Below are 26,755 nucleotides of genomic sequence, written 5' to 3' on the forward strand. Positions count from 1 at the left end.
ATCAGTCAACATTCCTTGCAAGACGGAAGCCTGCATAATTTCCGCAGTAACCTGACTGACGCAGCTGCCATCTTGCGCTTACCCTCTGAAGGCTTCCCACATCGTTGAAGCCGCCTCCTCTTAGAACCCTGTTCCGTCCTTTTTCAGGTCCGGATGGATTTTCCTTTATGGAGTCATCGTATTCACCGTAAATGTCCCAGACAAATTCCCAGACGTTTCCCGTCATGTCATAAAGTCCAAGTTCGTTGGCTTCTTTTTTTGCAACCTGATGGGGAAAGCCGTCGCTGTTTCCAAGATACCAGGCCACGTCACCGAGCTTTCCACTTCCAGAATAAACGTGGCCCTGACTTGAATTTCCTCCACGGGCGGCAAATTCCCACTCAGCCTCGGTGGGAAGCCTGTAGCCGTTTGCTTTTCTGTCCCATTCCCAGTTTTCACCTTCTTTCTTTATGTATGCACTCTGCAAGCCTTCTTTTTTGCTCAAGGCATTGCAGAATTCAAGCACTTCCTGGAAGGTAACGTTTTCCACTGGACAAAGGCTGGGATCATCGCAGCAGGTTCCGCCGCATGTAAAATAACCCGGCGATTTTTTTGTAATTTTTTTATAGAGGCTTCTCGTGACTTCATATTTTGAAATCGAAAAGGATTTTACGAAAACCGTGTGGACTTTTTCGTCGCTCTTGGCATTTGAATCTGAACTTCCCATCTGAAAAGTTCCCCCCTCAACATTTACAAAGGAAGAATATACGTTGTCCTTTGCAGAAGAAATTTCCAGTCCAAAAAACAGTAAGACTGCTCCAAAAAGAATTTTTTTCATAAAACCTCCAGATTTTTATTTTTTTTAAATGCACCTGCTAGTCTATTTATAAAAAAAATGCCGGACAAGGCTTTTATAACCTAGTTTATAACTAGGTTATAATTTTTACTTTTTGTTTATCTCTGTTTAGATTCCGTTTAGAGTCTTGCGTCAAAAGTCTGTTGGCAAAACGCAGGCTATTTTTTAATGTTTCCTTACAAATTACCAAATGTATTCTGGAGGAAATATGAAAAGATTTAATTCAAAAAATGTAATGACCGTCTCTTTTGCGGCTCTGACTTTATTCCTGTCGCTTGCTTCCTGCTCAAACGACGGCAATGATGACGGGGAGTCTTCAGACTCTGGCTTTGTAAAAATTGAAGGCGGCTTGGTAAAAGTAGAAAATTCCGAAGACGCAGAAAGCAGGGGGCTGAAAAACTCAAAAGTCTTTATTGAAGGAAGAAGTATAACAATCAAAAACCTTTATGTAAGTGACCATGAAGTTACCCAGCAGGAATTCCAGAAATATAACTTTTTTGAAGATGGTCCTGTAAAGGGTATGAACAGCGGGGCAAAAATGAGCAATCCGAAAAGCATTGGAGATGAGGCGATTTTTAATGCATACGGAGGCAGTAATACAGAAACAAAACCTGCAAAAATATCCGGGCTTGGAGACAATTATCCGGCCTATGGAGTAAGCTGGTATGATACTCTAGTTTACTCAAACCTCAGAAGCATTGCAGAAGGATATACTCCTGTTTACAGCATTCAGGTTGAAGGCAGGGACGAAATAGACCCCAGAAAGTGGCCCGGAATAATAGAAGATAACGGAAAGTATGCCGCTCCCAAACCAGTTACTGGTGAAAATGCCAACACGGAAACTATAGCTTTGTGGAACGCCGTAAAATTCAATGAAAGTGCTGATGGATACCGGCTTCCGACCGAAGCCGAATGGGAATACATTGCCCGAGGCGGAAACAAGGGAGTATTTCCGAAGCAGACAAAATACCCGGGAAGTAACACAATCGGGGATGTTGCATGGTATGCAGATAACGCGGCTCTTACTACGCATCCTGTAAAGACAAAAAAGGCTGTTAACGGAATCTATGATCTTGCCGGCAATGTTTCTGAATGGGTTTGGGATCTTTATGGAGACATTGACGCAGATACTCCTTCTTCTGGTCCTGCAACTCCTGCTCAAATTAATGGAAAAGATTATTATACCCGTGTCTTGCGCGGTGGTTCCGCAATTTCTGAAAAATCTCTTTCTGTGATTGCAGAAGAAAAGGTGCTTTATCAAGGCGGTACAAAAAACGAAAACTATGTTTCAAACATAAAGAACAAAGTTCCGGAAAGCCGTAGAAGCAGAAAATGCAACAAGGATGACGGATGCGGCTGTTTCTATGCCTTCCTTGGTTTCCGCCTTGTCCGCAACGCAGAATAATTAAAATTCAATTGTATAAAGTGTGAAAATTATGCTGAAAAAAACTTTCATGACAGTGTGTGCCTCTGTTGCCTCGTTAATTTTACTTTCTTGCGTTCAGGAAGCCGGAATTCCAGCCCCCTATGAAGAAATTAACGGCGCAGACGTTACTGGAAGCCTTGAATATTCAAATTCTTACGGTGACTATATTTTTGTGCCTTCCCGTGAGGTTCACATAAACAGCCTCTGGGTAAGCGACCATGAAGTTACACAGTCAGAGTACGAATGTTTCTGCTATTATAAAGTTGCTCCAGACGAAGATACGGGAAAAGGTAAAAATTTTCCGGCCTTCAATGTAAGCTGGTTTGACGCCATAATTTACTGCAATTTTTTGAGCATAAAGGAAGGACTTACACCGGCCTATTCAGTTAACGGAAGCGTTAATCCGGCACTTTTTCCAGGGGCAGAAAATTACGAAAACACATCAAGGAAATACCGTGCCCCGGACGATGCGGAAAGTCTCTGGGTGCAGATTGAATTTAACGAAACTGCAGACGGTTACCGGCTCCCGACCGAAGCTGAATGGGAATACATTGCCCGTGGTGGAGACGGCGGAATCCCCAAAAAGCAGACGAAATACCCTGGAAGCAACAGTGCAGATTCTGTTTCCTGGTACAAGGCAAACTCAGCTTCTGCAATCCACACTCTAGCACAAAAGAAGGAAAATTCCATTTTTATCTATGACCTGGCAGGAAATGTCAAGGAATGGTGCTGGGACTGGTACGGAGAGGTAACTTCTTCAACGGGAGAATTAGGAGCAGATTCCGGTGAAAAACGCGTTTTGCGTGGCGGGGCTTTTAATTCCGATTCAAGATACTGTGAGGTTTCTGCAAGGGACTGTCTTTCTCCTTCCGAGCGGAGTCCTTCCGTGGGATTCAGGCTTGTGCGTACGATTGCAGGAAAGTCAGCAGGTAAAAAACACAGTTCTAGCGGCGGAGGAGACGGAGCAGAAAGCGGCGGTTCATGCTGCAGCGGGGCAGATTCCGGTGAAGGTGCGGATGAGTAGCAGAATGATGATTGTTAGTGTATATCTATTGCATATTTTTTCATAAAACGCTAATATTGTTGCATAAATATTCAATTTTAATACATTTTATGCATAGAGAGGCATTTTTATGGCAAAAGATAAAGTAATTCTTGCTTATTCTGGCGGTTTGGACACAACGGTAATCATTCCGTGGCTCAAAGAAAATTATGATTATGATGTCATCGCTGTCTGTATCGATGTCGGTCAGGGCGACGATTGGGAACTTATCAAGGGTCGTGCTGTTAAAACCGGTGCTTCTGCCTGCTATGTTGTAGACGCTCGTCAGGAATACATCGAAGAGTACATCTGGCCAGCCCTCAAGGCTAACTGTAAATACGAGGACCAGTATCTTTTGGGCACTTCTACAGCCCGCCCATTGATCGGAAAAATCCTGGTTGAATATGCCCGCCAGGAAGGTGCAGTTGCAATCTGTCACGGTGCTACAGGTAAAGGCAATGACCAGATTCGTTTTGAGCTTGCAATCAAGGCTTTTGCTCCTGACTTGCGCGTAATCGCAGCATGGCGTGACCCGAAATGGGACATGGACAGCCGCGATGCAGAAATCAAATTCCTTGAAGACCGCGGACTTGAAGTTCCGATGAAAAAAGACCAGTCTTACTCACGCGACGAGAACATCTGGCACATCAGCCACGAAGGTCTTGAGCTTGAGAAAACAGAGAACGAGCCAAACTACAAGCACATGCTCAAAAACACTGTCTGCCCGGAGGAAGCTCCAGAGGCAGGTGAGTATGTTAAAATCGAATTCGAGAAAGGAATTCCTGTCAGCGTAAACGGCAAAAAGATGAACGGTCTTGAGCTTATGACAGAACTCAACAAAATCGGCGGACGAAACGGCGTTGGTCTTGTTGACATCTGTGAAAACCGCTGCGTCGGCATGAAAAGCCGCGGCGTTTACGAAACACCGGGCGGAGCTATCCTTTATGCAGCTCACGAGATGATTGACCACCTCTGTCTTGACCGTGACACATATCACTTCAAGCAGCAGATTTCTTTGCGAATGAGCGAGCTTATCTATGACGGAAAATGGTTTACAACTTTAATGGATGCCTGCATGGCATTCGTTGATAAAACTCAGGAGACTTGCACAGGCTGGGTTAACCTCAAATTGTACAAGGGCTCAATCCGTGGCGCTGGCTCATATTCAAAATACAGCCTCTACAACGAGAGCATTGCTTCGTTCACAACTGGTGATTTGTACGACCACCACGATGCTCAGGGCTTCATCACTCTCTTCGGATTGCCGCTAAAAGTACGCGCAATGATGGAACAGCAGGTTGGTGAAGGTCAGGCTGTAAAAGAAAGCAAGAACCTTAAAAAACGCCCAACAGAGTAAATCTTATGCCCCGCTTCTTGCGGGGATTTTTTTTTGCTAATTTTTTATCTTAAAATTTCTTAAAATCTTGTTTCTTTCTATAGAATATTGTGTTAAAATATAATTAAAATCAATGAAAACAATTTTTGTAATTTTAATGGGTATTACGCTTGCCTTTTTCCCGGTGGGCGTGAAGAAACTTTTTTTTAAGAAGGATTCTCTTTCCAAAAGGATGCTGGCGGTTCTTGTTCCTGCGTCTTTTTCTCTTATCGCCCATTGTATTTTGCTTTTTGTTACCAAAGAATTTCCTGCCTATCTGGTCTATGCCTTTTATTTCGCCTTTGCAAACTGGATGTCGGTAGGGGTGCTGGCCTTCTGTGTCTGCTACACCAACAGCGATATCCACAATAAGGTCATTAAATTTTTTGTCGTTCCTGTCAGTATTATTGATACGCTTTTACTATTTGCCAATGTTTTTAACCATTTCCTCTTCACAATTCATAAAATCCAGTATGGTTCAGGAGAATTTTTCCGCTACTCCTTTTCATTATTTCTTGTAGGCCGGCTGGTCTTTACTTACGGGCTTTTTGTCTATTCTTTTATCATCATTCTTAAAAGATTTTTGAAGGAACCGCCCACTCTGCGGGTTAAATATTATTCCTTCCTCATTTATCTGGCCCTGATAACTTTCATTAATATCCTCTATCTTGGTCTGGATTCTCCCTACAACTATTCGATTATTGTCTACGCCTTCTGTTTTATCAGTTCCTACAACGTCCTCAACAGGGCAGTCCCAAATATTTTGATTCAGCATGTGCTTGGCCGTATTGCCGATGAATTAAAAAATGGAATCGTCCTGCTTGATAATGACGGCCTTTGTATTTATGTTAACGCCTTTGTAAAGCAGAATTTTGAGTGCGGCAAGGATGAAATCCTCCATAATGAAGTTTTTGCTGACTATTTTTCACGGCGGAAAGAGGCCATTCTGGAGCCCATGGACTCTTTTTCATGCGAGGTCGAGTACCAGTCGGAACGAAAGCGACTAACTTTGAATATCTGTGACTACATAATAAAAGACGGTGAGTCGATTGTCGGCCGCTATTATCTGATTGAAGACATCACGGCCCTCAAAAATCAGGCTTACGAAGAAAAGCTTTTGCGAACCAGGGACCCTCTCACTGAGCTTTATAATAAGGAATACTTCTTTGAAAAGGTTGCCCACCGCCTCAAGTATGACCGCTTTACAAAATATTACCTCATCATTTCGGATATCGTTAATTTCAAGCTGGTTAATGACTTGCACGGAAAGCCTTTCGGAGACACGATTTTGAGGCGAAGTGCCGATGCTATCCGAAAATATGCGGCCCGCGACGTTATTTACGGCCGACTTTACAATGACCATTTTATCATGCTTGTTCCAAAGCGGCGTTTTGATGAAGAAGTTTATGCTAATGCCTTTAAGAACGACATGTCTTATCTTCAGAATTTTTCCTACAATCTCATAATTCACATGGGTTTATATGAAATCGATGATTTGACCATGCCTGTTCCTGTAATGTGCGACCGGGCTTTCCTTGCCCTGCGTTCAATCAAAAATGATTACAAGACGGCTTTTGCCTATTACGATGACCATTTGCGCCAGGAAGTTTTAAAACTGCAGATGCTCATGAATGAACTCCCTGTTGCCCTCAAAACAAACCAGCTCAAGATGTATCTTCAGCCCCAGGTCACCAAAAACGGAACTCTGGTCGGTGCCGAAGCCCTTGTCCGCTGGCATCATCCGATCCGGGGAATCATTCCGCCCGGAGAATTCATTGAAATTATCGAGAAAATCAATATAATTTCTGATGTTGACCGTTATATTTGGGAATGTGCTTGTGCAAAACTTGCTGAATGGAAACGAGCCGGCAAAACTAATCTTACAATTTCGGTAAATATTTCCGCCAGGGATTTCTTCACCATGAATTTGCTGGAAACTCTTGTCAATCTTATCAAAAAGTATGAGATTTCGCCAAAGAGTTTGAATCTTGAGATTACAGAAACTGCCGTCATCTATGATGTTGAAAATCAGCTCAATGTTTTGGATAAGTTGAGGGAGTTGGGATTTATCGTCGAAATGGACGATTTTGGAAGCGGCTATTCTAGTCTTAACATGCTTAAAGATATTGCTGTCGATGTACTCAAAATTGACATGGCTTTCCTGCAGAAGTCAAAAGATGATGCTAAGAGCCACAAAATTCTTGAAAAAATCATTATTCTTGCAAAAGAGCTGGGAATGAAAGTCCTTACGGAAGGTGTTGAAAGCGATAAGCAGATTGATTTCCTTTCGGCTGCCGGCTGTGACTTGTTCCAGGGATATTATTTTTCAAGACCTGTTCCGGTCAACGAATTTGAGGAAAAATATTTTAGGTAAGGTAAAAAAATGGAAAATACAGAGAATACTGAAGAACTCAGTTCAAAAGATTTGGAGGGGGCACTCCGTGAAATGTGCAAGCTCCTTTCAAAAAATAATGATGCTGATTTTATTTATGAATTTTTCGGCTGCCTTTTTACTCCGGCAGAAATGAACGACTTTGCAAAAAGATGGCTTTTGGTCCGCGAAATTGACAAGGGCACAACCCAGCGTGAAATTGCAAGAAAATTCCATATCTCGCTCTGCAAAATCACCCGCGGTTCCCGGGAGCTTAAAAAAGACGATTCAGCTTTCCGAAAACTTCTCGATTACGCTGATAATTTGTAAAATAGGCCGCAGATTAAAATCTCTTACAAATAAGATGTAAATAATCTGTGGTTATATATTTTTATTGAAGAAAAACGCCTAATTCACTATAATAGCGTCATAATTTTTTTTGAGGACGTTGTTTTATGCACGCTATTGAATTGGAAAAAGCTTATAATCCAAAAGAATTTGAGGACAGAATTTATTCTCAGTGGGTCGAGAAGGGATATTTCAAGCCTTCAAGTGATTCAGACTCACCTGTACACTCACAGAAAAAATCAAACATCAAATATACAGTCGTCATTCCGCCACCAAACGTAACAGGCGTTCTTCACATGGGCCACGGCCTCAACAACACTTTGCAGGACATCGTTGTACGCTATCACCGCATGAAGGGTGACGACACTCTCTGGATTCCGGGAACTGACCATGCAGGTATCGCAACTCAGAACGTAGTAGAGCGCGCCCTCAAAAAGGAAGGCAAATCACGCAATGATTTGGGCCGCGAAAAGTTCATCGAGCGCACATGGGAAGTAACTCACGAGCATCATGACACAATCGTTAAGCAGCAGAAAAAACTCGGTAACTCAGTTGACTGGAGCCGCGAGCGCTTTACATACGACGAAGGTCTTTCAAAGGCTGTTCGTGACGTTTTCGTAACACTTTACGAGCGCGGTCTTATGTACAAAGGCCAGCGCCTTGTAAACTGGTGTCCTCGCTGTGGAACTGCCCTTGCTGATGACGAAGTTGACCACGTTGACACACAGGGTGCAATGTATCACCTTTTCTACGAATATGCAGACGGCTCAGGCAAAATCGAAGTTGCTACAACCCGTCCTGAAACATTCTTCGGTGATACAGCTGTTGCCGTAAATCCTGATGACGAGCGATACAAGGCTCTTGTCGGCAAAATGCTCAAGCTGCCTCTCACTGGCAAAGAAATCCCAATCATTGCAGATTCTTACGTTGACAAAGAATTCGGAACCGGTATGGTAAAAATCACTCCGGCTCACGATCCTAACGACTGGGAAGTAGGTCTCCGCCACAATCTTGAGGTCGTAAATCTTTTGAACCCGGACGGAACTTTAAACGACAATGTTCCAGAGAAATACCGCGGACTTAAATGCGAGCAGGCACGCAAGCTCGTAATCGAAGATCTTACCGAAGCAGGCCTTTTCAAGGGCGAAGAAAAAATGGTTCACTCAGTCGGTCACTGTTACCGCTGTAAGACAGTCGTTGAGCCATATTTGAGCTATCAGTGGTTCGTAAAAATGAAGCCTCTCGCAGAAAAGGCTTTGAAAGCATGGCGCGACGGTGAAATCGTATTCTACCCACGAAAATGGGAAAACACATACACACACTGGATGGAGAATATCCGTGACTGGTGTGTAAGCCGCCAGATCTGGTGGGGTCACCGCATTCCTGCATGGTACTGTGAATGTGGCGAGACAATCGTAAGCCGCGAGGACGTTACAAAGTGTCCTAAGTGTGGAAGCACAAACGTTAAGCAGGATCCTGACGTACTCGACACATGGTTCTCTTCTTGGCTCTGGCCTTTCTCAACTCTGGGCTGGCCGGAAAATACAAAAGACCTGGCAGAATTCTACCCGACAACAGCACTCGTTACTGCATACGACATCATCTTCTTCTGGGTAAGCCGCATGATTATGGCTGGTCTTGAGTTCACAGGCAAGGCTCCTTTCCACGACATTTACATCCACGGTCTGGTCCGCGACAAGCAGGGCCGCAAGATGTCAAAATCCCTCGGAAACGGAATTGACCCTCTCGACATCATCGACCAGTACGGCTCAGACGCCCTCAAATTCACTCTTTCATATTTGGCTGCTCAGGGACAGGACGTTCTCGTTGACAACGACTCATTCAAGATGGGAAGCCGCTTCTGTAACAAAGTATGGAACGCAAGCCGCTACATCCTGGGCAACCTTGAGGGACGCAATCTGATTCCTGTAAAGGATTCTGACCTCAACGAGCTTGATAAATGGATTTTCACTGCTCTCAACGCAGCTGCTAAAAATGCACGCGAAGCCCTCGACGGCTACCGCTACAACGACGCTGCTTCAACAGTTTACGAGTTCTTCTGGAACAACTTCTGTGACTGGTATGTTGAGGCTACAAAACTTTCATTCTGGCACGGCGACGATCACGAAAAAGACCGCGCTGTTTCAGTTCTTCTCAACGTTTTGGAAGAATCTTTGCGCCTCTTGCATCCTTTCATTCCTTTCGTTACCGAAGAAATCTACTCAAAATTGCCTCTGGCAGAAATCATTGAAAACCGCAAGAAGGCTGGCGAGCAGAAGGTTATGTCTAACGAAACATATTCTGACCTTCTCGTTACAGCTCCATATCCTGAATTCACTGCCGGACGCGAAAACGCAGAGATTACAGCCCGATTCGCAGCCCTTCAGGACCTCATCCGTTCTGTACGCGGTCTTCGAAACGAATGTGGCGTAAATCCGGCTGACAAAATCAACCTTGCCGTTCTTATCGAAAAGGGCAGCGCAGCAGAAGTTTGCCGCGAAAAGGTTGAGATGATTCAGCTTTTGGCTGGTCTTTCTAAGGTTGAGTTCGTTGATGCAAAACCGACTAAGTCAATCGGTACAGTCGGCGTTGGATTTGAGGCATTCATCATCCTCGACGAGAACATCAACAAAGAGCAGCTGCTTCTCCACTTCCAGAAGGACTTGGAAAAAGACCAGAAGGATGCTGAGCGCACAGAAGCTAAGCTCAACGGTAAATTCGCCGAGCACGCTCCTGCTGAAGTCGTTCAGGCTGAGCGCGACAAGCTTGCTGAGACAAAACGCCGAATCGAAAAGTTGGGAACATATATCGAAGCATTGAAGTAAAAATATAAAACACAGAATAAACGGGAGGTCGTGTATGGCTAGTAAGTATGAGATGAAGATTGACAAACCTGACCAGATGGACAAGGAACACATGCAGCAGCTCAAGCATATCGTGCTTGCTCCATACATGCAGCTTTCCACCGGACTGATTGGCAAAGGCCGTCATGCAGGCGGAAACATGTTCCGTCATCAGATTGACACTCTCGGAATCCTTATCGACTACGGCTATATCGACTCCGTGCTTTTAAAGGCTTCCCTTGTTCACGACACTGTCGAAGACATTGTTGGCTTTGACCGCAACGAAATTGTGAACGCTGATCCGGAAGGTCAGCAGGTTCTTGATTTGGTTCTTGAGGTTACAAGGCGTGAGGATGAAAACAAAACTCAGTTTTTGCGGAGAATCATCAACAATGGAAGCCAGAAGGCAAAAATCCTTAAGTGTGCTGACCGAATTTCCAATATGATTTCACTCGGATTCGTTACTGACCCGAAATTTATCGAGCGCTATTGTGACGAAACCGAGTTTTTTTTGCTCCCCATGGCTCTCGAAATCGACTACAACATGTATCAGGAGCTGATTGACCTTATACGCACCCGCCGCCGTTATCTTGAGGATGGTGGATATTTCGATAACCGCCACAAAGATTCTTCGGGCGACAAGACTCAGGCTCAGGCTGATTCCAAAAAGTAAAATCTCCATTTTGACATGGTCTCTATGGCGGATTTTCACTTTTTCTTGTCCAAATTTCACTCGCCCTTATTTTTTCACTAAAATAAATTGAAAATTTTTTCTTCTGCAACTTAAAATTAAAGCATGAAGAAAGTAAATTTTATCCTTCGCGACTTGCTTAAGTGCATTTTTCCCTTCTTCCTGCTCTGTGCATTTTTTTCTTTTGCATCCTGCAGCAATCTGACGGTTGAAGATTCTTCTTCAAATTCCCCAAATCAGGACAAGGCGACCGGCAACCTGACTGTTACGTCTTCTGACTCAGAAAATCCCTCGCGGGCAATCAATGTCTCTGACATTTCTTTTGCAAAAGTTGAGGTTACTGGCACAGGAATTTCTCTTCCTCTTAGGGCAGAAAGCAGCGTTCTTTTGGGCAAGGGCTCTGTAAGTGTGACTGGGATTCCGGTCGGCAAAAACCGCCTTGTAACCGTCTATGCCTACGACGCTGAAAGCAAAAAGCTGGGAACTATTCTTCTTCGTGCGGTAACTGACATTGCTCAGGGTGAAAATACCGTTACGGTCAATAAAAATACAACGGCTCTTGGAAATGTTTTTAATGAACTGCTTTCTTCGGGCTACGACCTTTCAAAAATCGATGATGAGAAAAAGACTGAAATCCTTTCAAAAATTGATTCTTCAAGAAACTGGCCCTTGATTGATTCTGCTTCAATCGCCGCTGACTTTGTAAACAATACGCTTAAAGATGGGGCATATTATATTCTCCAGAGTGGAAACGTTTCCATACTCAATAACGATGCTTCTTCTTCAGTTCAAGTGGGGGACACTCTTTCTGAAGTGGTGGAAAATCTTCCTGGCGGATCTTCTGTGATTGAGAATGTCGCTCCAGGAACCTGGCCCCTTTATGTTACAAAGGCAGACGGAAAAATCGAAAAGTCTTTCGTGACCGTAAAAGCCGGTCAGACTTCTTCTGTAACTCTTGGCTCTGTAAGCGACAGAATCATCGTCCACTACAAGGGCTCTTACTCAAATATCTACGCATGGGTTTCTGAAAGTGAAAAAATCTTCGGCCAGTGGCCTGGAAAAGTAATGGAAGACTCTGACGGCGACGGCTGGAAGGATGTCACAATCGAAAAAACTTCCTGCAAGCTGATTTTCAACAATCCGGGGCAGACATCAGACCTTTCCCGCGAGGCAGGTGAGTGGTGGTACAAGGACGGAAAGTGGTACGGGGAAAATCCTGACGACTCTGTAGCTCCTGTTATTGAATCTTTTACGGCGAGCAAAAGCGGCACAATTTCGGGCGAAGTGCTTCTTTCTGTAAGCGCTGGTGATGACAAAGCCCTTTCACAAATCGTAATCAAGCTGGATGATTCAAATCTTCTGGTTAAAAATGTGAGCGGAAAATCTGCTGAAATTGAATACACTTGGAACACTCAGACTGCAAAAAACGGCGTCCATGTCCTTCAGGCCGTGGCTTATGATGGAGCCGGAAATATTTCTTCTGTAAAGACCTTGAATCTTACGACCAGCAATGAAAATCTTCCTCCTCTTGCAAAAATTTCGGGACCAATTCTTGCCGGTGTCGGAAAGACGGTCTCTTATTCGGCTGCAAATTCTACTGATCCCAACGGCGGGGAAATCACTTCTTACAAATGGACTGTGACCGGGGCGACCTGTGACTCAACGACTGCTCAAAAAATCAGCGTCACAATGCCGGATTCCGCCGCTGCCTCTGTAAAAATCTCGCTTGTCGTAACTGATGACCAGGGGTCTTCTTCTGAGCCTGCTTCAATTGAGGTCACTACTGTAAAAATCGACGAAAACTGGGACTTCCGTGACGAGACGATTTATTTCCTTATGACGACAAGATTTTACGACGGGGACGAAAGCAACAACGCCTACTGCTGGGACGACGAGGCCTGCTTCCATTCAATTACTTTGAAAGATCCGGGCTGGCGGGGTGACTTTCTTGGACTTATTAAGCGGCTTGACTACATCAAGGCTCTTGGTTTCAGTGCGATTTGGATTACTCCGGTTGTCGAAAATTCTAGCGGGCTGGACTACCACGGCTACCATGCGACAAATTTCACAAAAGTTGATCCTCGATACGCCGGCTTGAACGAAGACCCAATGCAGGCTTATCAGAATCTCATCGATGCCTGCCACGAAAAGGGAATCAAAGTCATTCAGGACATAGTTTTGAACCACACCTCAAACTTTGGCGAGGAAGGAATTTTCAGAATCTTCAATACTGCTGACAAAAGACCTGGAGCAAACGGAGTTACAAAGCCAGTTGACGCATTCTCTCAGGACGAATCGGCTTCTTCATTGTCGAGCGGGCTTTACGGACTTGAAAGCCTCAAAAGGGCTCTTGGCGGAAACGATTACTGGCAGCTTGACGGCGGTGCTCAGTTCAGGACCAGAATTAATGCGATGAAGGAAGATGAAAATGACACTGAGCGGGCCTATCATCATGAAAAAAGCATGAACTGGGAAGGCTACAGTGTTCAGACAGCCCAGATGGCGGACGACTGCGTTGACATCAATACTGAAAACCACAAGGTCGCAGAATATATCCGGAACGCTTACATCAAATACATCAACATGGGCGTCGATGCCTTCCGAATCGACACTGTTAAGCACATAAGCCGACTGACCTTCAACAAGGAATTCCTGCCATATTTCAAGCAAGCGGGCGAGGCAAACGGAAAGAACTTCTTCATGTTCGGTGAAGGCTGTGTTCTACGCAATGAAGTCTGGAATGACAGCAAGCCTCCGATTTCAATTCCTTTCTACACCTGGAAGGGAAATGATGATTCTTATTCATGGAGCGAAACAGATCCTCTTGCTAACGAGGCGACTGTTTATCAGCACTTTAGCGACAATCTTAATATTGCAAGCCAGCCTGTCAGCACCAACGCTTTCCTTGACGACAACGATTATCACGAGCCGGACAGAAGCCAGTCAAGCGGGCTTGATATGATTGATTTTTACATGCACCACTGTTTTGGCTCGGCTGGAAGTGCTTTTGGAGTTGCTAAACAGGAAGACAAATACTTCAACGATGCCACATACAACGTAACTTATGTTGACAGCCATGATTACGGCCCCAATGAAGGCGGATATTTGTACACGCGCTATTCTGGCGGAACGGCTGCCTGGGCAAACAACTTCAGCTTTATGTTCACTTTCCGTGGAATTCCATGCGTTTACTACGGCTCGGAAATCGAATTCAAAAAGGGTTGTCAGATTGAGCCTTATACCAACGGAAACAAAGTCCCTTATGACGAGTCAGGCCGGGCTTACTTTGGCAAGCATCTTGAAGGAAGCGTAAGTGCAAGTGATTACGGAGTTTACGAGGCCAGCGGAGCAGTTGCAAAAACTCTGGGAAGTCCTCTTTCTCAGCATCTTATCCGCCTGAACAAAATCCGCCGTGCAATTCCTGCTTTGCGAAAGGGCCAGTATTCAACGGACGGCTGTTCCGGTGCAATTGCCTACAAGCGGGCTTACAAAAAGAAGGAAATTGACAGCTATGTTCTTGTCACTGTCGGCGGCGGGGCCACATTCTCTGGAGTCCGCAAAGGAACTTATGTCGAGGTTGTGACTGGAAAAAGCGTGAACTGTGAGGGAAGCCTTACATCTGATTCAATCGGCGAGGGAAATGCGAGAATCTATGTCTTGCAGACTGGTGACGGCTGTGAACCGACAGGTCAAATCGGGGAAAGCGGACCATATCTTAATTAATTGCAAATAAAAATTTGGAGGATATACAAAATGAAAAAAATCTTGCTTGCTTTGACGGGGGCTCTTTTCCTGCTTGCTTCCTGCAGCACTTCGTCTGGTGATGACTCAGATGACTGGGTAAGGCCTTTTGTCCCTGACGTTCAGGTTACTTCAGCAAAATCTGATTATTACGTCGGTGAGTCTCTTGAGCTTAAGGCGGTTGCCAGTGGAAACGGAACTCTGACTTATCAGTGGTATAAAGTTAACGGCGAAGAAGACCTTGAGATTGAAAATGCGACTGAATCAGTCTATACATCTCAGGAAAGTACGGCCGGTGAATTTTCTTATGCGGTTATTGTAAAGAATACACTCGAGGGAAAATCAGAGGAAAAGCGTTCTGAAAACATTAAGATTCTGGTTAGCGTAAAGCAGGCTGCAAAGGCTGAAAAACCTTGGGTGAACGAGGTTAAGTCTGACAAGCTTACTTATGCGGCAGGCGAGGACATTAAGCTTTCTGTCAGGGCTCTTGCTCTTGACGGCGGCAGCCTGAGCTACAAATGGTTTAAGGATGATGAAGAAATCAGCGGGGCAAACGAAAAGGAATATGTCTTTGAAAAGGCGGCTCCGGGTGCCTACAAATTCAAGGTTGCGGTTACAAGCAGCCTGAACGGAACTACTGCAACTACTGAATCTGAAAATATTGAAATCATTGTAAGCGAAGAGGCTAAAAAAGACGCCGAAAAACCGAATTTTGCCGGAAGCCTCTTGTCTTTGGCCTGCAAGGTCGGTGAGGAAGTAAAACTGTCTGTCGATGCCTTAGTTTCTGACGGAGGTACAATCACCTGGCAGTGGTATAAAATTGGCTCGGACGGTACGGCAGCCCTGATTGCCGGAGCAAAAAACAAGGAATTCACCGTTCCGACTGATAAATATGGCGAGTTTACATACAAGGTTGTTGCCACTAACAATAATTCTTCTGCAACCGGAGAAACAAAATCCGAGGCCAGCCTGACATGTCTCGTTACCGTTTATGATGCTTCGAAAACAAATGCAAAGATTCCGTCGATTGTGATTCAGCCACAGGGCGGCACTTATAGTGAAATCGATGAAATCAAGCCTTTGACTGTAAGCGCTTCAATTGCCGGGATTGCTGGAGAAGCCGATGATACGGGTTCCTTCAAATATGCCTGGTACAAGGCCGGTTCCGAAAAAGTCCTTTCAAGTGCGGAATCATACCTGCCTGAAATTTCAGGTCCTGCTTCTGAAAGCTATTATGTTGTCGTAACTAATGAATATGCAAAGGCAACCGGAAATAAGACTGCCAGCGTAAAGTCTGATGTCGTAACGGTTACAGTGACAGCTTACGAGGCTCCAAAACCTCTTATCACAGTTGAGCCTAAAAGTGCAAATTATATTGTAGGAAATGATGCGGACAGCCTGTCTGTAACTGCCCAGAGCGACAAGGGAAGCCTAAGCTATCAGTGGTACATGATTCTTGATGGAGCGGAAAAAGCCCTTGAAGGACAGACTGGCAGATACTTTGAGGGAGTCAGCACCCAGAAAGAGGGAACTTTCAATTATTTTGTCCGCGTAACAAATACTCTTGAGGCAAAGGGCAAAAAATTCACGGCTTACACTGATTCTTCAGTTGCAAAAATCACAGTCGAAGAAAAGCCAAATCCTGACGTAAATGCCCAGACTCCGGTGATTACAAAGGAGCCGGCGGGCAAAACTTATGCTGCTGATGCGACAAGCGCAGAAGCCCTGACTGTAAGTGTAAGTGTCAGCGATGGAGGAAATCTTTCTTATCAGTGGTACTCGAATACGGAAAATTCTAATCAGGGCGGAAGTCCGATTTCTGAAGCGACAGGGGCTTCATATACTCCTGAATTGACTGAAACTTCTGTTTTCTACTACTGCATTGTAACGAACACCCTTACTCTTGGTGAGAAATCTGATTCAAAAAGTAAGGCTTCGTCTACGGCAGAAGTAAAGAAACTTAAAGAGACTAATAATAACGGAAATGCTGGAATCGGCTTCGATTTTAACTAAAAACATTTGTAAATGAGAAAATTATGAAAAAAATATCTTTTAGAAATATTCTTGCAGGATTTACGGGGCTGGCTCTTTTTGCCCTGCCTCTTGCTTCCTGCGCAAATCTTTCTGATTCAGGAACAAATTCCCTTGAGTCTGCTCCTGAATACGGCTCAATCACAATCAATGGTGGAGATTCCGCTTCAAGGTCGCTGGATGTAGGCACTTTAACTTCTGCAAGCGTGACTGTCAGCGGTTATGGAATTAAAGACATCGTGAAAAATGACATTGCAATTTCTGACGGTAAGGGCGAGGGCATCACGATCGAAAATATTCCTGTCGGCCGCCGGGTTGTGACTGTAAAAAGCAATGTTGACGGAGCCGTTCTCCGCGCTGTCTGCGATGTCGTGGCCGGGCCAAATTCGGTTAGCGTAAACTGGGCAAGTACGGCTGTCGGCAATGTTTACTGGTGGCTGGCAAAAAAGCAGGAGATTTCTTCTATTGAAAAGACTGGTTTTGAGACTGCGATTCCTGCCGTTCATGCAAGCCTTGTAAATGCAGAGGCGATTGCAAATGATTATCCAGCTTTGAAAACTGCTGAAAACTATATTCTTTCTTATGGAAGTGTGACCGTAAATTACAAGAACACAAAGGGCTACACGGTTCAGGTAACGGACATTGCTTCTGAAAAAACAACACTTTCTAACGCGGACGGAACTGAAAACTTGAAGGGCTATCCCGGAGAATGGAAGGTAAAGGTTTTTGATGAGGGCGGGGAACTAAAAGAAACAAAGGACCTTTTGATTGCAGCCGGAAAAACTACGAAGATTAATCTTGAATACGGTGAGGGCGCAGACTTAACTGGAAAGACGATTATTTTTGTAAAAGCAAACTCAGCTCCAGATATTTGGGCTTGGGAAGTTGATGGTGTTGCTTTGACACAAAAAACTGGCAGCACCTGGGGAACTTCAAGTTCTGCAACAAAAATGTCTGCGGTGACATCAGAATATATGGCTGAGCCAAGCGGCTGGTACATGATTGATTACACGGCTTCTGCTACTGGAAAAACCATTGCATTTAAACTGAACTGGTCAGATCCTGAAATTACAGGAAAAGCCGGAACTTTCTGGTATGACGGCTCTTCCAGCTCTTCAGAAAATCCTTCTCCTGTGGTCGCAGGCCTTAAAGTCAGCGTAGAAAATCCTCAGCTCCCAATTGCTCCAAATGTGGCAATTTCACCTGCTTCCGGCGAAATCAGCGTAAAAGATTCAATCACGGTAACTCTTTCAAACGGAAATGACACGATTTCTGATGCAAGCGTGACTATATCCGGCGATGTAAGCAAAACTTATTCCTATTCAGATTTTACAAATGATGTCCTTAAAATAAAAGTGGGCGAGGGCGGACTTGGTCTTTCTGAGGCCGGAAAGTCAATCACTGTAAATGCAAGCGTAACAAACAGCGTAAAAACAGTATCTGCTGAAGCAAAATCTTATACGACAAACGTAAAACCGGTTGTGAAAGATACATTCACCTGGGATAACGTTAACTGCTATTTCGTCCTTACTGACAGGTTTGCTAACGGAGATACTGGCAACGACCACAGTTACTACAGGCAGAACAAGGACAATAATCAGACTCTTGCAAGCGGCTATAACAATGTTGCAACATTCCATGGTGGTGACATTAAAGGTCTTACGGAAAAACTTGGCTACCTCAATAATCTTGGCGTAAACGCAATCTGGATTACTGCTCCTTACGAGCAGGCTCATGGCTGGTGTCAGGGCGGCGGAAACGGATTCCCTCACTATGCTTTCCATGGATATTATACTCAGGACTGGACTTATATGGATCAGAACATGGGAACAATCGAGGAATTCAGAACATTCGTAAATGAAGCCCATAAACTTGGAATCCGTGTTGTAATGGATGTCGTTATAAATCATACCGGATATAACACTGTTGAAGACATGCTGACATATAAATTCGGAAACTACGGGGCAGTAACCATGAGCCACGGATGGTGCCAGAATGCCGGAAATTGGAATGCAAATCCTAATGGCGGAGAAAAGGGAAATCCTGTCAACGGCTATAATTTTAACGGCGACTATTGGAAAAATGATTACTGGGATAATTCATGGTGGGGTTGCTGGATTCGCTCTTTCGGTTTCTCAAATTATGAAACCGGTGGCGAACTTTGTAGTTCACTTGCCGGTCTGCCGGACGTAAGAACTGAAATGACCGACAGTGTTAAAATCCCGGCTTTCTTGAAGACAAAATGGGAGAGTGAGCCTGATGCAAGTCTTGTTCCTTCTGAAAGTGGAAATACATGCGGAAACAAATACGGTGATTATAAACTTCCATCTGTAGCCAGCGTTGACTGGTACGGAAAGACTGGTGATTGGCGTAGAGACAAGGAGTGTGCTCCGACTGATTATCAGATTATCTGGCTTTCGGCCTGGGTTCGAGAGTTTGGTATTGACGGCTTTAGATGTGATACCGCAAAACACGTTCATATGTACCGCTGGGGGCAGTTGAAGGAGGCTTGTCAGAGTGCTCTTGAGGCCTGGCGAAAAGATTCTTCAAAAACTGATACTGCCGGTGCAAAAGAATGGACTGAAAATTTCTGGATGACAGGTGAATGCTTTGATTGGAAATCAATTGAAGGCAAGGGCGAATATTACACGACGGGAAAATTCGATTCGATGATTGAATTCTCTATCGGTGGCGGAAATCATTGGGAAAGCTCTGGTTACGCATATCATTCACCTTCTATTGATGAAGATAAATGGCAGAATTATCTCAAAATTAACAGCAATGAAGACAGTGATTCAAACGGCAACCGAAACAACGTGCTCACATATATTTCAAGCCACGACACAAGGCTTAGCCGCTGGTCAAAGCAGGATGAACTTGGAACTATGTTTGTACTTCTTCCGGGTGGCATTCAGATTTACTATGGCGATGAAACTTCCCGCGAAAAAGCATATACGGATTGCGGGGATGGCGATATGGCCACTCGTGGTGATTTTGATTGGTCTAAGGCCGATGGAGCCCTTACCGCCCACTGGGGCAAAATCGGTAACTTCCGAAAATATAACCCTGCTGTCGGAGCTGGTAGCGGTTCTGCCACAAAACGTACTTACACTGGAAAAGGCGGCACAAACAAGGTTGCAATCGGAATCAACGGCCCGGAAATTGATGTCAGCAATCTCTTTGCGGATGGTACGACTGTCTACAACTGGTACGATGGAAGTCATGCGCTTGTAAGCAACGGCTCTGTATCATTCTCTGGCGGCAGCAAGAAGCAGCCTATTCTGGTCAGCGAAAGAAATCCTGCTGATTACGGCCTGTCATTCTAGGCTTTTAATGGAAAGCGGTGGTTTTATGGAAAAAAGTTCAAAAATGCGGAGAAAACTTTCTCTTGTTGCCTGCTGTTTGATTTTTCTCACTGGCTGCTCGGATTTGATTTCTGTCAGCGAAAATGGCGGGACTGAGAAGCCTGAAATTCAGTACGGAAGCCTGGTCCTTGGCGGAGTAGATTCTTCACGGGCCCTTGATGTCTCTGAAATTACGAGTGCGACTGTAAGCGTCTGCGGAAGCGGTATTGAAGCCGACATTTCAAAAGAAGTTGAGGGCATTTCCGGCGGAATTTCAAGCGGCGTCACGATAGAAAATATTCCTGCCGGGAAAAATCGCGTCGTAAGCGTAAAAAGCAATCTTGACGGTGCCGTAATCCGAGCCCTGGTTGATATTGAGGCCGGAAAAACGTCGTCCTGTCAGGTTAGCTGGGCTACAAGCGCAGTCGCAAATGTTTTCTACAGCCTGATTAAGACTGAAAAGATTGATGTTTCTTCTATTAAAACTACTGCTTTTGATTCATACATTCCAAAGCTTCATGCAAGCCTTGTGAACTCGGCCGCGATTGCAAGTGATTACAAGTCAGCTTCCCTTAAAAGCGCAGAAGATTACGTCCTTGATTATGAGAATGTAAGGGTGACTGCAAAGGGAATCTCAGGCTGGACTGTTCAAATCACGGACATAGCCAGCGAAAAAAAGGTCGTCGGCTCCGATGATGAGACTTTTCTGCTCAAGGCGGCTCCCGGAACTTGGAAAATCTGGGTTTTTGATCAAAAAGGCGGGCTAAAATCTGATTTTGTAAGGGACATTACGGTCTCAGAAAAGAAAGAAAGCTCGCTGGAAATCATTCATGTTGACGGCTCTAGTCCTGTTACCGGAAAAATTGTCCTTCATGTGCCGAAAACTCTGGGATATTCACACATCTGGGCATGGAATCCTTCTCCGACGGGCGATAACTACACCGGCGGAAACTGGCCTGGAAAGGAAATGACCTTAAATGGCGATTTTTATGATTTCACCATTGAGAATAAAACTTCCTCGGCTGTGATTTTCAACAATGGCTTTGGCGGAAGTGCAGGAAATGGTCAGACTGCCGACCTTTACATTACTGAAGGGGAATGGAATTACATTGGTGGGGAAGGCGGAAATACTGATTCGACCGGGGCTTTAATTTCTTCAAATTTCGAAAAAACTACAGTCGAAGAAAAACTTACTGTCCTTTACAAGGGCGGGGATGATTTTGAGCCTGCAACTCCGACAAGACTGGGAACATTCTACGAAAAGGGAGCCTCTTCCTTCAGCATCTGGTCTCCTGATTCAAGTGACGTTAAAGTCGCGGTCAAAAAGCAGGGAGAAGATGACTTTACTGAATACGTCTGCAAAAAGGGCTTTCTTGTTGACGGCTCTTACCCTGACAGCGGGAATATCTACGGCGTAACTGTCACCGGTGACTGCAATCTGGCCGAATATCAGTTCTACATCGGCGGTATTGCCGTGCGGGATCCTTACGGTAAGATGGTCAAATATGTCGAAAATACTGTCCCTGCCTGCGGAAACAAAGTCATTCCCCAGAGTGAAAACGTCCTCTGCAACAACAAGGCCTTCTATGAAAACGGCCCGGTCGGATCTTCATGGGCTGGTCCCAGCGTAAATATCCTTGTTGATGCGGAAAATATTCTTCCTTCTGACGGGGCCTGGGCTGAGCGTCCTGTCCTTGAAAAGAGGACTGATGCCATTGTCTACGAAGTCCACGTTCAGGATTTTACTTCTTCTTCAAGCTGGAATGGAAGTGAGGAAAATCGCGGAAAATTCAAGGGAATGACTGAGGGCGGAACTTCTTACACAAGCGGCTCTGCTACAATAAAAACAGGTCTCGATCATCTCAAGGAACTCGGCGTAACTCATGTTCAGATTATGCCAATGTATGATTTTGCGACAAAATATGTCAGCTCTACCGGTCAGTTTTACAACTGGGGCTACGATCCTGTGAACTACAATGTTCCGGAAGACAGATATTCAAGCTGCCCGGGCGATTATGTTGAGCGAATCCGTGAGGTCAAGGACATGGTGAACGAATTCCACAAGAATGGAATCCGGGTCGTCATGGACGTGGTCTACAATCACACTTTTGCCAACGAAATGTTTGAGAATATCACAAGCCGCTATTACACGGCCAAGGATTTGTCAGGCTGCGGAAATTCAGTCGATGTTTCAAATGAAATGGTCAGCAGGATGGTCAGGGATTCCCTCGAATACTGGGCGGAAGTTTACAACATTGACGGCTTCCGCTTTGACCTCATGGCAATCTTTACCAAAAAAGCCCTGAATGACTGGGGCACTTACCTGAACGTCACGAATCCTGAGACAAGGGACAGAAATCTCTTGATGCAGGGCGAACCCTGGCAGTGCAATAATAATCAGTCATCAGATTACGGATATGCCAGCGCGATTCCGGGGCTTTCAAACGCTCATATAGGCTGCTTCTCTGGAAAATGGCGAGAGACCCTCAAAGGCTCCAGCGATGACGGAAAGACTCTGGGCTACATTTTCAGCGGAAGGGAAGATAAGGACGGAAGCGCGACCCTGGGTAACGTGACCGTTGGAATCCGTGGTTCAGGCACAGGTCTTGGAAGCGACAGCGAGGGAGTCTGGACCCGCTTCTTTACGGCAAATCCTGAGCAGGCCGTGAATTACCTCATGGCTCACGACAATCTTTGCTTTTACGACAAAATTCTGGCGGCGGGCTCTGGTTTTACCGGTTATGCCGATGCAATCGTGAAATTCGGGCACGGAATCCTGCTTGTAAGCCAGGGAATTCCCTTCATTCATGCCGGAGACGAATTCTTAAGGACTAAGGCGGTCGGAAATTTTGCCGGCGAGGCTCACAATTCCTACATGTGGGGAATCGAAATGAATCAGATAGACTGGGCTTTAAAAGCAAAGAATATCGACTGCTTCAATTATCACAGGGACATGATTCAGTTCAGAAAGGAAAACGACGGACTGCGCTACAGAAGGGGAGTGGGAGAAACTTCAATCAGCGGAAATGTAATTTATTACACAGTCCAGAATTCTTCTTCCTCGCCGGAAAATAAAAACTGCACCCTCAAAATCGTAATCAATCCTGGTGCCGACTTTGACTATCAGGGCGGCGGCACAATGGTAATGAACAAGAGCGGCTCCCTTTCTTCCGAAAGCAGAAAATGCGAGGGAACTGGAATAACGATTTTTAAGGAATAAAACAAAAAGGGCTGCCCTCTTGGACAGCCCCTGCTTTTGCTTTGAAAATTGACTTTACTTTTTCAAGCCAACTGTAATCTGTGAAATATCCCCGCTTCTTGCGAAGAGTTTTTTGCTCTCTGCTGCAGGAAGTGAGTTTCCTTCAAAGCTGGCCTTGCTTCCGTCCTTGAAGGTAAGTTCGATTGACTCAGCCTTTTCGCTGTCGTAAAGAATCTTTGTGCCGCACCATGTGAAGTTGATCTTGCCGTCTTCGAATTCGGCTTTGTCGAGGAAAGTCGGCTCAAATACAGCCTTTCCTTCCTTGATTTTAAGACCAAGCTCGCCCCAGCGTGTGAGCACTTCTTCCTTAACCTGACCTGTCATGCCTGGCTGCTTAGCTCCCTGCAAGTAAGGTGTGTGTGAGTAAGGATCGAATGGGAATGCACCGTATTCTGTCGGAGTCTTGCTTGCGCCCAGGCCTTTTTTGACATCCTTGTAGAATGAAATCAAATCATCCTTGCTGTCAGTGATGTTTTCCTGTACGGCGAGCAAAAGTTTTGAAACCATGTGCCAGTAGATACAGCCCAAGCCTTCGTAAGCGTAGAATCCGCCGGAACGACCTGTGAAAGACTGATGATTGAAAATCTTTTCGTAGAGCGCATCAAGAATCTTGACTTCTTCTGCACTCGGCTTTTTGCCTTCTTCCATTGTAGCAAAGAAATCCTTCATTACGTCGGCATTTCGGAAAAGCGGGTTGAAGTGGAAGTTGCCGTGGTCGTCTTTTTTGAGGATGATGCTTCCTGAGCGCTCGATGAGTGAGGTGAGTGGAGCAACATCTTCTTTTGTGAGGACGTTTTTGTTCATGAAGTCCGGAAGTGTGCTGTTCGGATAGAGCATGTAAGAATACTGGTTAGGCTCAAACAAATCACTCTTTCTCAATGCATCAACAAGTGCCTTTTTCTCAGTCTTTTTAAGAAGGCCGCTGCTCAAAATTGCAACCTGACCTTCGAGCATGAGCTTGAGATTGCTGTTCTTAATCTCATTCTCTGAAAGGTAAACAGAGTTGTATGAATGATAGAGGTTGTCCTCGCGTTTGTTTGCCTGAATTGAATTCTTGATTCCTGTTGCAAAGGCTTTGAGGGCTGCAGAAATGTCTGAACTTTTAAGCTCTGTGTATTCTGAATCGAATCCGTTTGCGTAGAGTGCCTTTCTCTCTTCCTCGAACAAAAGACCCATGCTGTCAGTGAATTCCTTTCGCTGTGCGTCTGTGAGTGTCTTGTTTTTGTTGAGAGAAGAATAAATTGCAGCCGCTTTTTTGAGGGTTTCCGCAACAGTCTTGTTGACAGGGAATGATGCCTCGCTTTCACCGAACAAATCAGTGAGGAAGCTCAGCATTCTCTGCAGGTAGCACATTGTTACGACAGAAGTTCCGAAACCTGCGAGGGCGTTGTTTGCGTCGTTCCATTCAGGTCGCTGGCCGTTCATCCAGATTCCAGACTCAGGAATGAGGTTGAGCACTTTTGCAAGGACAAGCTGCATGATTTTTGTAGTCATTGTCGTGAGCTGAACCGAGCCGTCTTTTTCGAGAATCAGGCGGGCGTCTGTGCCGTATTCCTTTTCGAGAGCCTTGAGCTTTTTGTCCATGTCGTAGTCAAATTCCAGGGAATTGCGCGGAGAAGCGTAAATTTCCTTGTATGACTTGAAGCGGTATGGAAGGTTTGATGTTGAGAAGACCTTTTCGGTCAGCATGTTTGTAAGGGCATCTTTGTCGTAATTTGCCAGGAATTCCAAAAGCTTCTGAAGATATATTACCTGGTGGTCGCCCCAGTAGCCGTACTGAGCCCAAGGATTGCCTTTTTCCGGAACTTCCCAGTCAAGCTCGTTGCGGCTGATTCGGTATGGGTTAAAGCCCTCGACTGTCATTGTGTCCAGGAAGACTGCGACGATGTTCTGAACGTATTCCGGGTAAGACCAGAGAAGGGCTTCCCAGTTCTGGAAGATGTCGCGCCAGTTTCCTTCGTAGTTGATTTTATCCTTGCCGTTTGAATCGAGGATTTCGATATTGAAGCGGTTCCAAGGTCGGCTTGGGTCACCGTGACGGCGGGAGAATGTGAGCGGAAGATATTCAAGGAAGAATCTCTTGAGCTGGGGATTGTTTGTTCCGAAAACAAGCTCTTTTAATTCGTCGTAAGAAACTGAATCTTTTGAAGCCAAAGCTGACTTTGAAACGAGCGATTCAAGCTCCGCACCGAGCTTTTTGTTGCGGTGTTTTGCGAATACGATGAAATCAGCAGGCTGGATTCGGCCCTGATTGTAAAAAATTCCGCCACGCATGATGTTGAACATGACGTTCGTGCGGTGGTGAAGGTCGGAGATTTTGTTCTTTGTTGACTGAATTCCGTCTGCGGCAGCGATGTTTGCCTCAAGTTTTGCTTCTGTTTCGGCAATGTCTGCAAGAAGGAGTCGGACTGCATTTTCGCGCTGAGTGATTTCGTCCTGCAAGTGGATGATTTTTGAAATGTCGTAGTTTGTGTCAAAAATCTGCTCCCAGCACTCTGCTGCCTTTCCGTCAAGCTCTGAGTCGTGAACGATGTAGCACTCAGCCCGCTTGCCGTTCATCTTGTTTGGCTCTGAGTAAAGCTGTTCCCGGCTTCCGTTCAAGAAGTAAGGAATTGCGTTTTCTGAAAGAATCATTTTGTCAGCTGTTGAGAACCAGCATACGTTAGCGGCGAGTGATTCGCTTGGCTCTGCCCGGTCTGTTACAACTGAAGAAAGTGAAATGAGGGCGATGTTGGCCCCGTCGATTACTTCGCTTTTTTTGTAGGCGTCAAGAAGAACGCTCTTTGAACTCTGAATTTCTGAAGGGCTTGTTGAGCTCATGATGTTTCGGCATCCGTCCAGAATTTCGAGGCTGATTTTTTTGCCGGTGAGGTTTTCGATTCTGGTCATTTTAACCAGACCGTATTTTGCGCTCGATGTCCAGCCGTAGCGGAATGCAATTCCAGCTGAAAGATTTATTTCCTCGAACCAGACTTTGCTTCCGTTGAGGTTTTTATAGATGTTGCGCTGAAGGTTGAGCTGCTCAGCGTAGCGTTCTTTGCCTGTGCTGTAGAGATTTTCAAAAGGCTGCCAGATGAGGCCCTTTCCTTCGTTCTTGATTTTTATGATTGTGACCGGGCCTGTCGTGCCCTTTGTGTCCTGGAGTTTGTCGCAAGTGTAGTAGGGGAAGATTGCGTATTCACAGTTTTTGCGGCCGGCGGTGATTCCGCCCTGTGCCCAGCAGAAATTCCAGATATCGCTGGAACTTGTGATTGTCATGAAAAAGTCTGTCATGCAATCGAAATTTTCGATTTTGTAGAATGGCTCTCCGTCAAGAATTACCTGACTTCCGCGAACTTCTCTTTTCATAGTGTTATCCTCTGATTCATTAAACACGGTAAACCTCCATAAAAAATATCAATTTTTTACAATCAATATCATTATTTTAGTTTAAAAAAATGATATAGGCA

At 45.1% G+C, this 26,755-nt stretch carries 13 protein-coding genes; 11 read left to right on the forward strand and 2 right to left on the reverse strand.

Annotation, left to right across the window (positions count from 1 at the left end):
* Position 1 precedes the first annotated feature (1 nt).
* On the reverse strand, positions 2–817 hold the full coding sequence (locus tag HNP76_RS06260; RefSeq protein WP_184658605.1) for a formylglycine-generating enzyme family protein: 816 nt from the start codon (positions 815–817) through the stop codon (positions 2–4).
* A 226-nt stretch (positions 818–1,043) separates the two neighbouring features.
* Between HNP76_RS06260 and HNP76_RS06265 the strand changes: the two genes are divergently transcribed.
* From HNP76_RS06265 to HNP76_RS06315, 11 genes are all read left to right on the forward strand, one after another.
* The gene (locus HNP76_RS06265; RefSeq protein ID WP_184658607.1) at positions 1,044–2,240 is read left to right on the forward strand and encodes a formylglycine-generating enzyme family protein; all 1,197 of its coding nucleotides are present in this window, start codon (positions 1,044–1,046) and stop codon (positions 2,238–2,240) included.
* 31 nt (positions 2,241–2,271) lie between these two features.
* Positions 2,272–3,285, forward strand: coding sequence for a formylglycine-generating enzyme family protein (locus HNP76_RS06270; RefSeq protein ID WP_184658609.1), 1,014 nt, complete (start codon positions 2,272–2,274; stop codon positions 3,283–3,285).
* Between the two features lie 109 nt (positions 3,286–3,394).
* Positions 3,395–4,660, forward strand: coding sequence for an argininosuccinate synthase (locus HNP76_RS06275; protein ID WP_184658611.1), 1,266 nt, complete (start codon positions 3,395–3,397; stop codon positions 4,658–4,660).
* A 112-nt stretch (positions 4,661–4,772) separates the two neighbouring features.
* Positions 4,773–7,052: a GGDEF domain-containing protein gene (locus tag HNP76_RS06280; protein ID WP_184658613.1), complete on the forward strand. Its 2,280-nt coding sequence runs from the start codon at positions 4,773–4,775 to the stop codon at positions 7,050–7,052.
* Between the two features lie 9 nt (positions 7,053–7,061).
* Positions 7,062–7,379, forward strand: a complete 318-nt coding sequence (locus HNP76_RS06285; protein ID WP_184658615.1) for a Trp family transcriptional regulator — start codon at positions 7,062–7,064, stop codon at positions 7,377–7,379.
* 125 nt (positions 7,380–7,504) lie between these two features.
* Positions 7,505–10,222 (forward strand): valine--tRNA ligase, encoded by a 2,718-nt coding sequence (locus HNP76_RS06290; RefSeq protein ID WP_184658617.1) that lies wholly within the window; start codon positions 7,505–7,507, stop codon positions 10,220–10,222.
* Positions 10,223–10,274: 52 nt separating this feature from the next.
* Positions 10,275–10,913 carry a hypothetical protein gene (locus HNP76_RS06295; protein WP_371733676.1) on the forward strand — a complete coding sequence of 213 codons (639 nt, stop codon included), beginning with the start codon at positions 10,275–10,277 and terminating at the stop codon, positions 10,911–10,913.
* Between the two features lie 123 nt (positions 10,914–11,036).
* On the forward strand, positions 11,037–14,654 hold the full coding sequence (locus tag HNP76_RS06300; RefSeq protein ID WP_184658635.1) for an alpha-amylase family glycosyl hydrolase: 3,618 nt from the start codon (positions 11,037–11,039) through the stop codon (positions 14,652–14,654).
* A 30-nt stretch (positions 14,655–14,684) separates the two neighbouring features.
* Positions 14,685–16,685: a PKD domain-containing protein gene (locus HNP76_RS06305; protein ID WP_184658637.1), complete on the forward strand. Its 2,001-nt coding sequence runs from the start codon at positions 14,685–14,687 to the stop codon at positions 16,683–16,685.
* Between the two features lie 23 nt (positions 16,686–16,708).
* Positions 16,709–20,029 carry an alpha-amylase family glycosyl hydrolase gene (locus HNP76_RS06310; RefSeq protein WP_184658639.1) on the forward strand — a complete coding sequence of 1,107 codons (3,321 nt, stop codon included), beginning with the start codon at positions 16,709–16,711 and terminating at the stop codon, positions 20,027–20,029.
* A 25-nt stretch (positions 20,030–20,054) separates the two neighbouring features.
* Positions 20,055–23,267: an alpha-amylase family glycosyl hydrolase gene (locus HNP76_RS06315; RefSeq protein WP_184658641.1), complete on the forward strand. Its 3,213-nt coding sequence runs from the start codon at positions 20,055–20,057 to the stop codon at positions 23,265–23,267.
* A 54-nt stretch (positions 23,268–23,321) separates the two neighbouring features.
* Here HNP76_RS06315 and HNP76_RS06320 read toward each other — a convergent pair whose 3' ends face one another.
* Complete coding sequence (locus tag HNP76_RS06320; protein WP_184658643.1) at positions 23,322–26,654, reverse strand: 1,3-beta-D-glucan phosphorylase, GH149 family; 3,333 nt, start codon at positions 26,652–26,654, stop codon at positions 23,322–23,324.
* Positions 26,655–26,755: the final 101 nt, after the last annotated feature.

This window comes from Treponema ruminis (assembly GCF_014201975.1).
In the GTDB taxonomy this organism is placed as follows: Bacteria; Spirochaetota; Spirochaetia; order Treponematales; family Treponemataceae; genus Treponema_D; species Treponema_D ruminis.

What these genes read in the sequence shown, in the direction of transcription:
- HNP76_RS06315 (WP_184658641.1), top strand. Translation starts at nt 20,055, where the DNA reads ATGGAAAAAAGTTCAAAAATGCGGAGAAAACTTTCTCTTGTTGCCTGC.
- HNP76_RS06285 (WP_184658615.1), top strand. Translation starts at nt 7,062, where the DNA reads ATGGAAAATACAGAGAATACTGAAGAACTCAGTTCAAAAGATTTGGAG.
- HNP76_RS06290 (WP_184658617.1), top strand. Translation starts at nt 7,505, where the DNA reads ATGCACGCTATTGAATTGGAAAAAGCTTATAATCCAAAAGAATTTGAG.
- HNP76_RS06305 (WP_184658637.1), top strand. Translation starts at nt 14,685, where the DNA reads ATGAAAAAAATCTTGCTTGCTTTGACGGGGGCTCTTTTCCTGCTTGCT.
- HNP76_RS06280 (WP_184658613.1), top strand. Translation starts at nt 4,773, where the DNA reads ATGAAAACAATTTTTGTAATTTTAATGGGTATTACGCTTGCCTTTTTC.
- HNP76_RS06265 (WP_184658607.1), top strand. Translation starts at nt 1,044, where the DNA reads ATGAAAAGATTTAATTCAAAAAATGTAATGACCGTCTCTTTTGCGGCT.
- HNP76_RS06260 (WP_184658605.1), bottom strand. Translation starts at nt 817, where the DNA reads ATGAAAAAAATTCTTTTTGGAGCAGTCTTACTGTTTTTTGGACTGGAA.
- HNP76_RS06295 (WP_371733676.1), top strand. Translation starts at nt 10,275, where the DNA reads ATGAAGATTGACAAACCTGACCAGATGGACAAGGAACACATGCAGCAG.
- HNP76_RS06300 (WP_184658635.1), top strand. Translation starts at nt 11,037, where the DNA reads ATGAAGAAAGTAAATTTTATCCTTCGCGACTTGCTTAAGTGCATTTTT.
- HNP76_RS06310 (WP_184658639.1), top strand. Translation starts at nt 16,709, where the DNA reads ATGAAAAAAATATCTTTTAGAAATATTCTTGCAGGATTTACGGGGCTG.
- HNP76_RS06275 (WP_184658611.1), top strand. Translation starts at nt 3,395, where the DNA reads ATGGCAAAAGATAAAGTAATTCTTGCTTATTCTGGCGGTTTGGACACA.
- HNP76_RS06320 (WP_184658643.1), bottom strand. Translation starts at nt 26,654, where the DNA reads ATGAAAAGAGAAGTTCGCGGAAGTCAGGTAATTCTTGACGGAGAGCCA.
- HNP76_RS06270 (WP_184658609.1), top strand. Translation starts at nt 2,272, where the DNA reads ATGCTGAAAAAAACTTTCATGACAGTGTGTGCCTCTGTTGCCTCGTTA.